The organism is Embleya sp. NPDC025285 (assembly GCF_055558835.1).
This window is the reverse complement of record NZ_JBVHLU010000053.1, coordinates 1-15,137: the sequence shown is the minus strand read 5'-3', so window position 1 is coordinate 15,137 and position 15,137 is coordinate 1. Positions and strand designations below refer to the sequence as shown.

Annotated in this window: 11 protein-coding genes; 7 read left to right on the top strand and 4 right to left on the bottom strand. The window is 70.2% G+C overall.

What is annotated here, in order from left to right:
• Positions 1-27: 27 nt before the first annotated feature.
• Positions 28-1,194, bottom strand: coding sequence for an acetyl-CoA C-acetyltransferase (locus ACZ4FV_RS30280; protein WP_395866997.1), 1,167 nt, complete (start codon positions 1,192-1,194; stop codon positions 28-30).
• Positions 1,195-1,409: 215 nt separating this feature from the next.
• Here ACZ4FV_RS30280 and ACZ4FV_RS30275 point away from each other — a divergent pair, with 215 nt between their 5' ends.
• A complete protein-coding gene (locus ACZ4FV_RS30275) occupies positions 1,410-2,552 on the top strand; it encodes an acyl-CoA dehydrogenase family protein (RefSeq protein WP_395866999.1) in 1,143 nt (380 codons plus the stop codon).
• Positions 2,553-2,565: 13 nt separating this feature from the next.
• A complete protein-coding gene (locus tag ACZ4FV_RS30270) occupies positions 2,566-3,594 on the top strand; it encodes an acyl-CoA dehydrogenase family protein (RefSeq protein WP_465323773.1) in 1,029 nt (342 codons plus the stop codon).
• A gap of 151 nt (positions 3,595-3,745) precedes the next feature.
• Here ACZ4FV_RS30270 and ACZ4FV_RS30265 read toward each other — a convergent pair whose 3' ends face one another.
• Positions 3,746-4,522, bottom strand: coding sequence for an enoyl-CoA hydratase/isomerase family protein (locus ACZ4FV_RS30265; protein WP_395867002.1), 777 nt, complete (start codon positions 4,520-4,522; stop codon positions 3,746-3,748).
• 135 nt (positions 4,523-4,657) lie between these two features.
• Here ACZ4FV_RS30265 and ACZ4FV_RS30260 point away from each other — a divergent pair, with 135 nt between their 5' ends.
• A complete protein-coding gene (locus ACZ4FV_RS30260; protein WP_395867004.1) occupies positions 4,658-6,289 on the top strand; it encodes a FadD3 family acyl-CoA ligase in 1,632 nt (543 codons plus the stop codon).
• A 430-nt stretch (positions 6,290-6,719) separates the two neighbouring features.
• Here ACZ4FV_RS30260 and ACZ4FV_RS30255 read toward each other — a convergent pair whose 3' ends face one another.
• Positions 6,720-7,559, bottom strand: a complete 840-nt coding sequence (locus ACZ4FV_RS30255; RefSeq protein WP_395867006.1) for an enoyl-CoA hydratase/isomerase family protein — start codon at positions 7,557-7,559, stop codon at positions 6,720-6,722.
• A 117-nt stretch (positions 7,560-7,676) separates the two neighbouring features.
• On the opposite strand from ACZ4FV_RS30255, the gene ACZ4FV_RS30250 reads away from it, so the two are divergent.
• The 3 genes from ACZ4FV_RS30250 (at position 7,677) to ACZ4FV_RS30240 (ending at position 11,439) form a co-directional block, all read left to right on the top strand.
• A complete protein-coding gene (locus tag ACZ4FV_RS30250) occupies positions 7,677-8,624 on the top strand; it encodes a TIGR03619 family F420-dependent LLM class oxidoreductase (protein ID WP_395867007.1) in 948 nt (315 codons plus the stop codon).
• A gap of 86 nt (positions 8,625-8,710) precedes the next feature.
• Positions 8,711-9,499: a glucose 1-dehydrogenase gene (locus tag ACZ4FV_RS30245; protein WP_395867009.1), complete on the top strand. Its 789-nt coding sequence runs from the start codon at positions 8,711-8,713 to the stop codon at positions 9,497-9,499.
• Positions 9,500-9,714: 215 nt separating this feature from the next.
• Positions 9,715-11,439, top strand: coding sequence for an N-acyl-D-amino-acid deacylase family protein (locus tag ACZ4FV_RS30240; RefSeq protein WP_402234621.1), 1,725 nt, complete (start codon positions 9,715-9,717; stop codon positions 11,437-11,439).
• An 84-nt stretch (positions 11,440-11,523) separates the two neighbouring features.
• On the opposite strand, the gene ACZ4FV_RS30235 is transcribed toward ACZ4FV_RS30240, so the two are convergent.
• Complete coding sequence (locus tag ACZ4FV_RS30235) at positions 11,524-12,117, bottom strand: Uma2 family endonuclease (RefSeq protein WP_402234606.1); 594 nt, start codon at positions 12,115-12,117, stop codon at positions 11,524-11,526.
• 339 nt (positions 12,118-12,456) lie between these two features.
• On the opposite strand from ACZ4FV_RS30235, the gene ACZ4FV_RS30230 reads away from it, so the two are divergent.
• Entirely contained in the window at positions 12,457-15,051 is a 2,595-nt protein-coding gene (locus tag ACZ4FV_RS30230; RefSeq protein WP_395867011.1) for a bifunctional FO biosynthesis protein CofGH, read from the top strand.
• Positions 15,052-15,137 lie beyond the last annotated feature (86 nt).

Sequence of the window (15,137 nt, the reverse complement as noted above, 5' to 3'; positions counted from 1 at the left end):
TCGCGTGTCGCGCGAGCCGACGCCGGGTCAGCCCAGGCGTTCGATGATCATGGCGTTGGCCTGGCCGCCGCCCTCGCACATGGTCTGCAGGCCGTAGCGGCCGCCGGTGCGCTCCAGGTGGTGCAGGAGCGTGGTCATCAGGCGGGCGCCGGTGGCGCCGAGCGGGTGGCCCAGGGCGATGGCGCCGCCGTTGGGGTTGACCTTCTCGTGCGGGGCCTTGATGTCCTTCATCCAGGACAGCACGACCGGGGCGAACGCCTCGTTGATCTCGACCGCGTCGATGTCGTCGATGCCCAGGCCGGACTTGGCGAACGCGTACTCGGTGGCCGGGATGGGCGCGGAGAGCATCTCGATCGGGGACGCGCCGCGCACGCTCATGTGGTGGACCCGGGCGCGCGGGGTGAGACCGTACCGCTTCAGCGCGCCCTCGGAGACGATCAGCAGTGCCGCCGCACCGTCGGAGATCTGCGACGCGACGGCGGCGGTCATCCGGCCGCCCTCCATCAGCACCTTCAGCTCCGCCATCTTCTCCAAGGTGGTGCCCCGGCGCGGCGGCTCGTCGACCGAGACCAGCGTGCCGTCCACGTCGATCGGCGCGATCTCGCGCTCGAAGAAGCCGCTGTCGATCGCGTGCAGGGCGCGCTCGTGCGACGCGAGCGCGAAGCGCTCCATTTCCTCGCGAGAGATGTCCCACCGCTTCGCGATCAGCTCGGCGCCGTAAAACTGGTCCACCGGCTCGTCGCCGTAGCGCGCCACCCAGCCCTTGGAACCGGAGAACGGGTCCGAGAAGCCGAGCGGCACGGCCGAGGTCATCGCCGAGCCGATCGGGATCTGGTTCATGTTCTGCACGCCACCGGCGATCACCACGTCCTGCGTCCCGGACATCACACCCTGGGCCGCGAAGTGGATCGCCTGCTGCGAGGAGCCGCACTGCCGGTCGATGGTGACCCCGGGCACCGCCTCGCTGTAGCCCGCCGCGAGCCACGCGGTGCGCGCGATGTCGCCCGCCTGCGGGCCGATCGTGTCGACACAGCCGAACACCACGTCCTCGACCACGTCCGGGTCGATCCCGCTGCGCTCGACCAGCGCCTTGATCGCGTGCGCGCCCAGGTCGGCCGGGTGCACCCCGGCCAGGCTGCCCTTCTTGCGGCCGACCGGCGTACGGACCGCGTCGACGATGTATGCCTCGGCCACTGGGGCCCCCTTGATCCTCGTGTGTTCGGCCGGCGATTCGCGCTCGCACTCCGGTGGGCCGAAAAGCCCGCCCGCGTGTCCGATCGCACGCCGCTTACGGTGTCGCCACACCGCGTGCAACAGCTAACCTGACGACCCGTCAGTTATGCTACCCGTGTCCGACCGGGTTTCGACCTGTGTGTCCTCGGTCTCACACCCGTCGAGGGAGTCGCCCAGTGGATCTCGAATTCACCGAGCAGGAGCAGGAGTTCCGCCGGGAGGTGCGCGCATGGCTGGCCGCCAACGTGCCCGCCGAGCCACTGCCGTCGATGGACACGCGGGAGGGCTTCACGGCCCACCAGGCGTGGGAGCGCAAGCTCTTCGACGCGCGCTGGGCGGTGGTGTCCTGGCCGAAGGAGTACGGCGGGCGCGAGGCCGGCCTGACCGAATGGCTGATCTTCGAGGAGGAGTACTACCGCGCGGGCGCCCCCGGCCGGGTCAGCCAGAACGGCATCTTCCTGTTCGCGCCGACCGTCTTCGAGTTCGGCAGCAAGGAGCAGCAGGACCGCTACCTGCCGAAGATGGCCTCCGGTGAGGAGATCTGGGTCCAGGGCTGGTCCGAGCCGGAGGCCGGCTCCGACCTGGCCAACGTGCGCTCGCGCGCCGACCGGGACGACGAGCGCGGCGGGTGGCTGCTGAACGGGCAGAAGATCTGGAGCTCGCGGGGCACCTACGGACACCGCCTGTTCGGCCTGTTCCGCACCGATCCCGACGCGCAGCGCCACCGCGGCCTGACCTACTTCATGGTCGACCTCGCCGCCGAGGGCGTGACCGTGCGGCCGATCCCGCAACTGGACGGGGAGCCCGGCTTCGCCGAGGTCTTCCTGGACAACGTCTTCGTGCCCGACGCAGACGTGCTCGGCGGGGTGAACGAGGGCTGGAAGATCATGATCGCCACCACCGGCAGCGAGCGCGGGCTCAACCTGCGCAGCCCGGGCCGCTTCGTGGCACCGGCGAACCGGCTGCTGGACCTGTACCGGCGGGACCCGCGCCCGGCCGAGCGGGACGCGGTGGTGCGCGCGTGGATGGACGCCGAGGCGTACCGGCTGTTCACCTTCGGCACCGTCACCAAGCTTCAGGCGGGCGGCGCGATCGGCGCGGACTCCTCGATCAACAAGGTCTTCTGGTCCGAGATGGACGTCGAGCTGCACGCGACCGCGCTGCGCCTGCTCGGCGAGGCGGGCGAACTGGACGACGGCGACGGCGGCTGGTTGGACGGCTTCCTGTTCGCGCTCGGCGGGCCGATCTACGCCGGCACCAACGAGATCCAGCGGAACACGATCGCCGAACGCATCCTCGGCCTGCCCCGAGCGAAGTAGAAGGATTCCGACGATGCGCCTCGCATACACCGAAGACCAGGAACTGTTCCGCGACACGGTCCGCGAATTCCTCGCCGACCGGTGCACCACCGCACACGTACGCGCCGCGTGGGACGCCGACAGCGCGATCTCCGAGCGCTGGGCCGAACTCGCCAAGGTCGGCGTGACCGGCATCGTGGTCCCCGAGGAGTACGACGGCCTGGGCATGGGCGACGAGGAACTCGCCGCCGTGCTGGTCGAGACCGGCTACGCGGCGCTACCCGAACCGCTGCTCGAATCGGCGGTCGCGGTCGGCCTGCTCGCCGAGTTCGCCCCCGACGCCGGATGGTTGGCGAAGATCGCCGCCGGGCAGGCCACCGCGTCGGTGCTGCTGCCGGGGCAGCGGCTCGCGGTCGAGGCGGCGGCGGCCGACCTGCTGGTGATCGGGCTGGACAACGGCGAGCTGCACGTGGTCGAGCCGAGCGATTGCGAGCTCACCGCACAACGCTCGGTCGACCGCAGCCGCAAGCTCCACACCGTCGGTTTCCGGCCGACCGACCAGACTCTGGTGGCCTCCGATGCCCACCGGGCGCTGGCCCGTGCGGCGAACCGCGGTGCGCTCGGCGCGGCGGCACAACTGCTCGGCCTGACCCGACGGATGCTGGACATGACGGTGGACTACGCCAAGCAGCGGGTCCAGCGCGGCGTGCTGATCGGCACCCACCAGTCGGTCCAGCACCACCTGGCCAACGTGCTGATCAGGCTGGAGTTCGCCCGCCCGGTGGTGCTGCGCGCGGCCTACTCGCTCGCTCGCGACCTGCCCTCGGCGGACCGCGACGTGTCGATGGCGAAGATCTACGCGAGCGAGGCGGCCGACCTCGCGGCCCGCAACTGCCTCCAGGTGCACGGCGCGATCGGCTACACCGAGGAGCACGACCTCCAGCTCTTCATGAAGCGCGCGTGGGCCCTGTGCAGCGCGTGGGGCGACACGGGCGCACACCGCGACCGGGTCGCGACGGACCTGCTGGGGGCGTCACCGGCCCCGACCACGCCCACCTTCTGAGCCGCACGACCTTCCGACCCGCGGCCTTCCGGCCCCGGCCTTTCGAGCACCCCGGCCCTTCGAGCCCCACAGCCCGACGACGCAACAGGGCGGCCGTCGTCCGGCCGAGCCCCCGATCCGCGCGAGCGGGTCGGGGGGCCTCGGCACGCCCTTAGCGGATCCGGTACTCCTTGCTCCGGGTCTGGAACAGGCCGGCCTGCTCGGACCAGTCCAGGTTGCCCAGTTCGATCATGTGCGGGGCCATGGTGAGCGCTTGTGCGCGGGTCAGGTCGCGGGCGGCCCAGATCGAGCGGACCGAGCCCTGTACGCCGTGCGGCGGGTAGGAGGCGATCGTCTCGGCGGCCCAGCGCGCGGTGTCCAGGAGCTCGGCGGCGGGCACCACCTGCGACACCAGCCCGGTCTCATAGGCGCGTTTGGCGCTCATCCGCTCCGCGTTGCCCAGCAGGGTGAGTCGCATGACCTCGCCCAGCGGCATGCGCTGGGCCAGGTGCATGGACTCGAATCCGGAGACCATGCCGTACGTGGTGTGCGGGTCGAAGAAGGTCGCCTCCTCCGCCGCGATCACGAACTCGCACTCGCCGAGCAGGTAGAACGCGCCGCCGCAGGCCATCCCGTTGACCGCGATGATGACCGGCTTCCACAGGTCGGAGAACTTCGGCCCGATCCTGAGCATCGGGTCGTCCATCATGTACGGCGACGACGGCTGTGGGATGTCCACGCCCCGGTCGATGCCGGTACAGAACGCCTTGTCGCCCGCGCCGGTGAGCACCACGCAGCGCACGTCGTCGTCGTGGCGCAGCTCACGCCACACGGTGTGCAGCTCGTCGATCATCGTGACGTCGAACGCGTTGTGCCGGTCCGGGCGGTTCAACGTCACCCACGCGACGCCGTTCTCCTGCTCGTAGCCCAGCGTCTCGAACTTGCGCATGCCTCAGCCCTCAATCATCGGTGACCACCACGTCGCGGTGGTCTGCGTCTCGATCGCCGTGATGCCGCTTCCCTCGCCGCCATGATCTGACGTACCGTCAGGTTCAATCAACCTCTGGCCTCACCGGGAGCGATCATGCAAGGGGACCTTGAGTGGGGGAGCATCCCTGCCCTCGTGGACAGCGCGGCGGACCGCTTCGGTGACCGTGAGGCCGTGGTGGACGGCAATGTACGGGTCGACTACGTCGAACTGCGGGACCGCGTCCGGCGTGCCGCGGCGGCGGTCGTCGCGGCGGGCGTGGACAAGGGCGACCGGGTCGGCATCTGGGCGCCGAACTCGCTGGACTGGATCGTGTCCGCGCTCGGCGCGTTGACCGCGGGCGCGGTCGTGGTGCCGATGAACACCCGGTACAAGGGTGCCGAGGCCAAGTTCGTGCTGGCCAAGACGCACGCCAAGCTGCTGTTCGTCTCGGGCACCTTCCTCGGCTCGTCCTACGTCGGGATGCTCCGTCAGGCGGCCGGCGGCGCGGCCGAGGGCCGGGCCTTCGCGGACCTGCCCGAGCTGAGCCGGGTGGTCGTGCTCGCGGACACCGCGCCGGACGACTGCGTCGCGTGGGCGGACTTCCTGGCCGGCGGCGAGCGGATCACCGCCGCCGAGGTGGACGCCCGCAAGGCGAGCGTCGGCGCGGACGACATCGGCGACATCATCTTCACCTCCGGCACCACCGGGCAGCCCAAGGGTGTGATGACCACCCAGGCGCAGACGCTGCGCGTGTTCGACACGTGGGCGTCGGTGGTCGGTGTCACCGAGGGCGACCGGTATCTCATCGTCAGCCCGTTCTTCCACACCTTCGGGTACAAGGCCGGGATCATCGCGAGCCTGATCAAGGGCGCCACGATGCTTCCGCAGGCGGTCTTCGACCTGGACGCCACGATGGCGGTGATCCAGCAGGAGAAGGTCACCGTGCTGCCGGGCGCGCCGACGATCTACACGTCGCTCCTGGACGCGGTGGCGCGCGAGGGGACGGGCAAGTACGACCTGTCCTCGCTGCGTCTGGCGGTCACCGGCGCGGCGGCGGTGCCGCTGTCCCTGGTCACCCGGATGGCCGAGGAACTGGGCTTCGACTCGGTGCTCACCGCGTACGGGCTGACCGAGTCGTGCGGTACGGCCACCATGTGCCGGCAGGGCGACTCGGCCGAGGTCATCTCGTCCACGTCCGGGCGGGCCATCCCCGGGGTCGAGGTGGTCACCGTGGACGCGGACGGGAAGCCGACCGCCGTCGGCGAGTCCGGCGAGGTGTGGGTGCGCGGTTACAACGTGATGAAGGGCTACTTCGAGGACCCGGAGGAGACCGCCAAGGCGATCGACGCGGACGGCTGGCTGCACACGGGCGACGTGGGCGTGCTGGACGAGCACGGCAACCTGCGGATCACCGACCGGATCAAGGACATGTTCATCGTCGGCGGCTTCAACGCCTACCCGGCGGAGATCGAGTCGGTGCTCGCGGGGCATCCGGCGATCTCGGAGGCCGCGGTGGTGGGCGTTCCGGACGCGCGGATGGGTGAGGTGGGTAAGGCGTACCTGCTGCTGCGGCCGGGGGCGGAGGTCACGGCCGAGGAGGTCATCGCGTTCTGCCGGCAGGAGATGGCGAACTACAAGGTGCCTCGGGCGGTCGAGTTCGTCACCGAGTTGCCGCGGAATCCGGGCGGGAAGGTGTTGAAGTTCGAGCTTCGGGCGCGGGCTGCGGAGGAGGCGGTTCGCCGCTGACGCGGGGGTGGGGGTTTGGCCTCATGTGCCGGCCGGCTGCTTGGCCTCATGCGCCGGCCGGGCTGGGGTGACCTGGCCTTCGGCCTAGGTGGCCTCAAGCGCCGGCCGGGCTGGGGTGACCTGGCCTCCGGCCTAGGTGGCCTCAAACGCCGGCCGGGCTGTTTGGCCTCATGCGCCGGCCGGGCTACTTGGCCTCAAACGCCGGCCGGGCTGATTGGGTCGGCTGAGTTGATCGGGTCGAGTTGCGCCGGCCGACTTGGTTGGGCTGAGTTGGTCGGGTCGAGTTGCGCCGGCCGACTTGGTTGGGTCGAGTTGTGCCGGCTTGCCTGGTCTGGCCGACTTGGGCGGGTCGAGTTGATCGGGTCGGGGCGGCTGTGCTGTGTTGGGTGGGTTGCTTGGGGTTGGGGGCGGTCGGGGTTTTTGGGTGGGTTTATTTGCCTTCGAATTCGGCTGGTTTGCGGGCTGCCTTGGCTGCGTAGCCGGTTACCGAGTCTTCGGAGACCAGGGTCAGGGCCGCGGACATGGCCGTGAGGCCCAGGGCCGCGTCGAGGTTGGCGTCGGCGAAGGTGTCGATGCTGCGTTTGATGCCCTGGACGGCCAATGGGGCGTTGGCGGCTATCTCTTCGGCCAGGGTGCGGGCGGTGTGGTCCAGGTCCGCCACCGGGACCACCTCCTGGACCAGGTTCAGGCGTTCGGCCAGGGCGGCGTCGATGCGGCGGCCGGTCAGGGACAGGAGTTTGGCCCAGCCGGCGCCCGCCTCGCGGGCGATGCGGATGTCGCCGCCCGCGTCCACCGCGACACCGATCTGCGCCTCGGGCAGCGCGAACCGGGCGTCGTCGGCCGCGATCCGGATGTCCGCCATCAGCGCGAGTTCGAAGCCGAAGCCCAGGCAGTAGCCCTGGACGGCGGCGATCACCGGCTGCGGCAGCCGGGCGAAGGTGCGGAAGCGCTCGTGCACCCAGCGCAGGCCCTCGTAGTAGTTGCGGGTGCGTTCCGCGCCGGAGCGGCCGGTGATCGCACCGCCGGGCGCGGTCACGTCGATGCCCGCGCAGAACGCGCGCCCCTCGGCTCGGAGCAACACCACGCGGACCCGTTCGTCGAAGCGGATCCGGTCGGCCATGATGCCCAACTGTCGGGTCGCCTCCCAGCTCCACGCGTTGAGCTTGTCCGGTCGACACAACGTGAGCACCGCGATGCCGGTGTCCTCCTCGACGTCGAGCCGCATCCGCACCTCGGCCTCGTCGATGCTCGGGTCGGTGGTGTTGATCACGGTCCGGTTCCTCCAGGAGCGGTACTTCGGCCTTGTCTGACGACCCGTTAGATCGGAGTATGTGACACGCGTTCGCCACAGTCCAACGATCTCCCTCGATCCCTCGGAGGCATTTTCATGGCCGCGATCCTGCCCCCGGGCACCCTGCACGTCGGCATGCAGCTGCCCATCCAGTCGCAGAGCAAGCTGTACGCGGAGGCATGGGAGGAGACCTCGGGGCCGGACGAGCTGGGTGAGATCGCACAGGCCTGCGATCGGGCCGGCTTCGCGTACATCGCGGTCTGCGACCACACCGCGATCCCGCGCAGCCACGCCGGTGCGATGGGCACCGAGTGGTGGGACACGATGACCACGCTCGGCTGGCTCGCGGGCATCACCGAGCGGATCCGGCTGATCAGTCACGTGTCGGTTCTCGCCTACCGGCATCCGATGATGTCCGCCAAGGCGTTCGCGACGCTGGACCGGATCTCCAAGGGTCGCGCGATCGTCGGCGCCGGCGCCGGTCACGTCGAGGCCGAGTTCGAGATGCTCGGGGTGGACTTCAAGACCCGGGGCAAGGCGCTCAACGAGGCACTGGAACTGCTCGACCTCGCGCTGCGGGACGAGTACGTGACCTTCTCGGGCGAGCGCTGGCAGGTCAGCGACATGGGCGCGCTGCCGCGTCCGGTGCAGACCCCGCGTCCGCCGATCTGGATCGGCGGCTCGGCCGGCGCCGCGCTCAAGCGGGTCGCCAAGTACGGCGACGGCTGGCTGCCGCAGGGCAGCCCGCGCGCGACGTACCCCGATCAGCTGGCCGAACTTCGGCGCTACCAGGAGGAGTTCGGCCGCGCGGACGAGCGACTGGACATCGGTGCGATCACCGAGCTCCTCTACGTGGGCGAAGCCGGCTGGGATGTCGGCGCGAACACCCTCACCGGCAGCCCGGACAAGCTCGCCGAGTCGCTGCGCTGGTACGGCGAGCAGGGCGCGAACCAGATCCAGGTGCGCTTCCGCAGCCGGGACCTGGCCGAGTTGCTCGACCAGATCGCCCGGTTCGCCGCCGAGGTCGCGCCGCACCTGTCCTGACCCCGCGTGCCGGCCTCGTCCCGCCGGCCCGACGCGCAGATGCTCTGACGTTCCATCAGTCTCGGTTCTCCGAAAGGAAGTTCGGTATGGGCAAGCTGGACGGCAGGGTGGTCCTGATCACCGGTGCGGCGCGCGGGCAGGGCGTGGTGGAGGCCCGCCTGTTCGCGGCCGAGGGCGCGCGGGTCGTACTCGCCGACATCCTCGACGAAGCGGGCGAGGCGGCGGCGAAGGAGATCGGCGACGCGGCCCGCTACGTACACCTGGACGTGTCGGACGAGGACGACTGGCAGCGCGCGGTGCACACCGCGGTCGACACGTTCGGCAGGCTCGACGGGCTGGTCAACAACGCCGGGATCCTGGCCTTCGACCCGATCGAGGAGATGTCCCGGGCGGCATACCTGCGGATCGTCGAGGTGAACCAGCTCGGCACGTTCCTGGGCATGAAGACCGCGCTCCCGGCGATCCGCGCGACGGATGGTCCGGGCACGATCGTGAACATCGCGTCCTATGCCGGGCTGGCCGGCATGGAGGGGCTGGTCGCGTACGCCTCGACCAAGGGCGCGGTGCTCGCGATGACCCGGGTGGCCGCGCTGGAGGCCGGACCGCGGATCCGGGTGAACGCGATCTGCCCGGGCGGCGTGCGCACGCCGATGACCAATCCGGCCGACATCGAGGGCCTGACCGCACCCACTCCGGCGCCGGGCGAGCCGGACCCGGTGAGTGAGGTGTTCGGCGGCATACCTCTGGCCCGAATCGGCGAGCCGGACGAGATCGCCTCCGCCGCGCTGTTCCTGACGAGCGCCGACAGCTCGTACATGACGGGCACCCACATCGTGGTCGACGGCGGGTGGATGGCGGGCGTGAAGCTCTTCTGAGCGGTTGCGGGAGGCCGTTGCGAGCCGCGCGGATCCACCGGTGGGATATGCCGCCAAGGCATGACTGTGGTGAGCCCCGTCTCATCCCGCGCCGGCCCCTGGCGACCTCGATTATCTGACGTACCATCAGTTTCGTGGGTGGGCGGGGTCGGGTATGCGCGGGCATGCGACCGGCCGCGTTCGCGGGCAACATCGAGGGCAGAAGGAGCTTCGCCATGCTGGACCACGTCATCACCGGAGCCACCGTCGTCGACGGGACGGGCGCGCCGTCCTTCCTCGGTGACGTGGGCATCAGGGACGGCCGGATCGTCGCGGTCACCCCCGCCGGCGGCATAACCGAAGAGGCCGCGAGCACCGAGAACGCCGAGGGTCTGATCCTGGCTCCCGGGTTCGTCGACCCGCACACCCACTACGACGCCCAGTTGCACTGGGACCCGTACGCCACGCCCTCGGTGAACCACGGCGTGACCACGATCATCGGCGGCAACTGCGGCTTCACGCTCGCGCCGCTCAAGGCCGAGGACGCCGACTACACCCGTCGGATGATGGCCAAGGTCGAGGGCATGGCGTTGCCCGCGCTGGAGAACGGCGTGGACTGGAGCTGGGAGACCTTCGCCCAGTACCTGGACAAGCTGGAGGGCAAGATCGCGGTGAACGCCGGCTTCATGGCCGGGCACTGCGCGATCCGCCGCTACGTGATGGGCGCCGACTCGGTCGGCAAGGAGGCCACGCCCGAGCAGGTCGCGGCGATGGTGACCGAACTGGGCAAGGCGATGGAGGCCGGCGCGCTCGGCTTCTCCACCGGCCAGTCCAACCACACCGACGGCGACGGCAACCCGGTTCCCTCGCGAGCCGCGACGCCGGCCGAGATCCTGGCGCTGTGCGAGGAGGTCGGCAAGCACGAGGGCACTCAGCTCGAGGTCATCGTCGCCGGCTGTCTGGACAAGTTCTCGGATGAGGAAATCGACCTGCTGGTCAAGATGACCACCACGGCCGGCCGGCCGATGAACTGGAACGTGCTCACCGTCGACGCCGCCGCGCCCGACCGCGCGCCGCGCCAGATCTACGCGTCGGAGAAGGCCAAGGAGGCCGGCGGGCGGATCGTCATCCTGACCATGCCGGTCCTGGTCCCGATGAACATGTCCTTCCTGACCTACTGCGCGCTCAACCTGATCCCGGGCTGGGGCCCGATCCTGTCCCTGCCGGTGCCTGAGCGGATCGCCAAGCTGCGCGACCCCGAGGTGCGCGCGGAGATGCTGCGCAACGCGGACAGCCCCGAGGCGGGCGTCTTCCGCCGGCTCGCCGACTTCGGCCGCTACGTGATCGGCGACACCTACTCCGAGGCGAACGAGGGCCTGTCCGGCCGGGTGGTCGCGGACATCGCCAAGGAGCGCGGCCAGGACGACTTCTGGACGCTCGTCGAGATCTGCATCAACGACGACCTGCGTACGGTGTTGTGGCCGATGCCCACCGACAACGACCAGGCCTCATGGGACCTGCGGCAGCAGGTGTGGGACAACGAGCACGTGATCCTTGGCGGTTCGGACGCCGGCGCGCACCTGGACCGGATGTGCGGCGCCACCTACACCACGCGCTTCCTGGGCGACATGCTGCGCGGCCGCAAGCTGGTCTCGCTGGAGCGCGCGGTGCAGATGCTCACCACAGAGCCCGCCGAGCTGTTCGGCCTCAAGGACCGGGGTCGGATCGCCGAGGGCTTCCACGCCGACCTGGTCCTGTTCGACCCGGCAACCGTCGGCTCCGGCCCGGCCCGGCTGATGCACGACCTGCCCGGTGACAGCCCCCGACTGACCAGCGAGTCGACCGGCGTGGTCAGCGTCCGGGTCAACGGCGTGGAGACCATCCGCGACGGCGAGACCACCGGCGCCGCCAACGGCACACTGCTGCGCTCCGGCAAGGACACGGTCACCGTCTCGGTCTGACCCGTCGAGAACTCGGCGGCGTGCGGGGGTCCTCCCGTACGCCGCCGCTCCATGCCCGGTGGAGGCGGATCGTGCGAGGGCGGTCTACGCGACGAGGTCGGCGGGATCGAGTTCGACGGGGAAGGATTCCTCGATCCGAGTGGTGGTGCCCGCCGCAAGGCGGCGGGTCAGTTGATACTCGCCCTCGGCGTCGAGCGTGTAGGTGAACAGCACCGGTAGTCGATCGAGTCCGAGTCCGCGAAATCGTGCCGTCTCCAAGCGCCAGAAGTGCAGGATGCCGGCAGCGGCGTACTTGGCGGGCTTGAGGGTGCGGTCGGTCGTGGTCGTCGACGGCGAGACGATTTCGACGACCAGGTGGACCTGCGACGGATCGGGCATCTTGATCCCGCCGGCGAGCGCGGAACGATCGACGACGAGCACGTCCGGGATCAGGCCGGTCTGGTTCCCCATCGGGATGCCGGACGCGGTGACCGCAATGAAGTCGGGTGGTGCCGCAGCGTGCAGGAACATCCGGAGTTGGTCACCCGCGAACTGGTGCCGCATGGATGGCGGCGGGCTCATCAGCACGCTCCCGTCGACGAGCTCGTATCGGCTGCCGTCCGGTGATGCCTCGTTGAGAGCGATCCACTCGTCCACAGTCCAGGGCTGGACGTGCGACTGCGCGGGGAGAGCCGCCATGGGTAGCACCGCCTTCCTGTCGCCCCGACCTGCCCCGATTGTGACACCCTCCACGGCCACCGGCACGGTCCTTGTCTGGTTCGAACAGTCCAACGACCGAGTCGATCGAAGGTCACCCGAATGGCACAGTCCGGGGTTCGGCGGCCGGACCCGTCGCAGCCCGCACCACCCACGTGACGTGCGACACGAGTCCCGATGCCCTCGATCGAGCACGCCTACCCTTGGTCTGTTCGGGGGACGGCGTCGCGTCGGCTCCCGTTTGTCGGCCGGTCGGAGCGTACGTGGTGCGGTCGGCCCGCCGATCAGGCCCGAGCAACAGCGACGACAGCGAGGTGTCGCATGACCCCGACCCCCAACGAGGGACGTCCCACCGAGAGTTCGATGCGGCGCGCGCTGCGACGAGCCCGAGACGGGGTCATGCTCGACGTCTCGGAAGCGGCCGTGCTCCTGCACGCGCGCGACGCGGACCTGGCGGACCTGAGCCGGTCGGCCGCGCGCGTGCGCGATGCCGGGCTGGAGGCGGTGGGCCGCGGCGGGATGATCACCTACAGCCGAAAAGTGTTCATCCCGCTGACCCGGTTGTGCCGGGACCGCTGCAACTACTGCACCTTCGTCACCGTCCCCGGCAAGCTCCGGCGCGAGGGCCACGGGATGTTCCTCAGCCCCGACGAGGTGCTGAAGATCGCCCGCGAGGGGGCCGCGCTCGGCTGCAAGGAAGCGCTGTTCACGCTGGGGGACCGGCCCGAGGACCGCTGGCCCGAGGCGCGCGAGTGGCTGGACGCGCACGGGTACGACGACACGCTCTCGTACGTGCGGGCGATGTCGGTGCGGGTGTTGGAGGAGACCGGCCTGCTGCCGCATCTCAACCCCGGGGTGCTCTCCTGGACCGACTTCCAGCGGCTCAAGCCGGTCAGCGCGTCGATGGGGATGATGCTGGAGACCACCGCGACCCGACTGTGGTCCGAGCCCGGCGGCCCGCATCACGGCTCGCCGGACAAGGAGCCGGCCGTACGCCTGCGGGTGCTGGAGGACGCCGGGCGCTCGAACGTCCCGTTCACCACCGGTCTGCTGATCGGCATCGGCGAGAACATGACCGAGCGGGCCGAGTCGATCTTCGCGATGCGCAAGGTCGCCCGGCAGTACGGCTCGATCCAGGAGATCATCCTGCAGAACTTCCGCGCCAAGCCGGACACCGCGATGCGCTCGACGCCGGACGCCGACCTGGTCGAGCTGGCCGCCGCGATCGCCGTCTCCCGGCTCGTGCTCGGGCCCAAGGTCCGGATTCAGGCCCCGCCGAACCTGATCGGTGACCAGTACGCGCTGATGATCGCGGCCGGCATCGACGACTGGGGCGGCGTATCGCCGCTCACCCCCGACCACGTCAACCCCGAACTCGCCTGGCCGCAGATCGAGTTCCTCGCCGAGCGGACCGCCGAGGCGGGTTTTGCGCTGCGCGAGCGGCTCAACGTCTACCCCGAGGTGATCCTGCGCGGCGAGCCGTGGGTGGACCCCCGGGTGTTGCCGCACGTGCGCGCGCTGTCCGACCCGGAGACCGGGCTCGCGATCGAGGGCAAGTGCCCGGAGGGCCTGCCGTGGCAGGAACCCGAGGACATCTTCGCCGCCGCGTCCGGCCGCACCGACCTGCACGTGAGCATCGACACCGTCGGCCGCACCAGCGACCGCCGCGACGACTTCGACAACGTGTACGGCGACTGGGAGTCGCTGCGCGAACAGGTCGCCGACGCCGCCACCGGATCGGTGGTCCGGCTCGACGCGGAGGTCCGGGCGGCGCTCTCCCAGGCCGCCGCCGACCCGACCCGGCTGACCGACGACCAGGCCCTCGCGCTGTTCCACTGCGACGGCGTCGCGATGGACGAACTCGGCCGGATCGCGGACGACTTGCGTCGCGAGGTGAACGGTGACGAGATCACCTACATCGTCAACCGGAACATCAACTTCACCAACGTGTGCTACACCGGCTGCCGATTCTGCGCGTTCGCCCAGCGACGCACCGACGCGGACGCGTACACCCTCTCCCTGGACCAGGTGGGCGAGCGGGCCGAACAGGCGTGGGCGGTCGGCGCGACCGAGGTCTGCATGCAGGGCGGCATCCACCCGGACCTGCCCGGCACCGCCTACTTCGACATCGCGCGCGAGGTCAAGAAGCGGGTGCCGGACATGCACGTGCACGCGTTCTCGCCGATGGAGGTGGCCAACGGCGCGACCCGCACCGGGATGTCCATCCGGGACTGGCTGACCGCCGCCAAGGAGGCGGGCCTGGACACCATCCCCGGCACCGCCGCCGAGATCCTCGACGACGACGTGCGCTGGATCCTGACCAAGGGCAAGCTGCCCGCCGCGACCTGGGTCGAGGTGGTCAAGACCGCACACGAGCTGGGTATCCGCAGCTCGTCGACGATGATGTACGGCCACGTGGACACCCCCTCGCACTGGCTGGGCCACTTGCGCCTGCTCGGCCGGATCCAGGACGAGACGGGCGGCTTCACCGAGTTCGTCACGCTGCCGTTCGTGCACACCAACGCGCCGGTCTACCTGGCCGGCATCGCCCGCCCGGGCCCGACCCTGCGGGACAACCGCGCCGTGCACGCGATGGCCCGGATCCTGCTGCACGGCAAGATCGACAACATCCAGACGAGCTGGGTCAAGCTCGGCGTCGAGGGCACCAACCTGATGCTCGAAGGCGGCGCGAACGACATGGGCGGCACGCTCATGGAGGAGACCATCTCCCGGATGGCGGGCGCCGACAACGGCTCCAAGAAGTCCATCGCCGAACTCGAGGCGATGGCCGCCTCCCTGGGCCGCCGAGCCCGCCAGCGCACCACCACCTACGGCGAGGTGAGCCCCGAGCGCCAGGAAGTGGCCCGCCGCCACGACGCCGACGTCGAACGCATCATGCTCCCGATCCTGGGCTGATCCGGCCGACCCGTGGACCGACGATCGCGCCCGCCGCCCCCCCTTGTGAGGGGGGGGGGGGGGAGTGGTTTCTGGGAGTGCAAGGG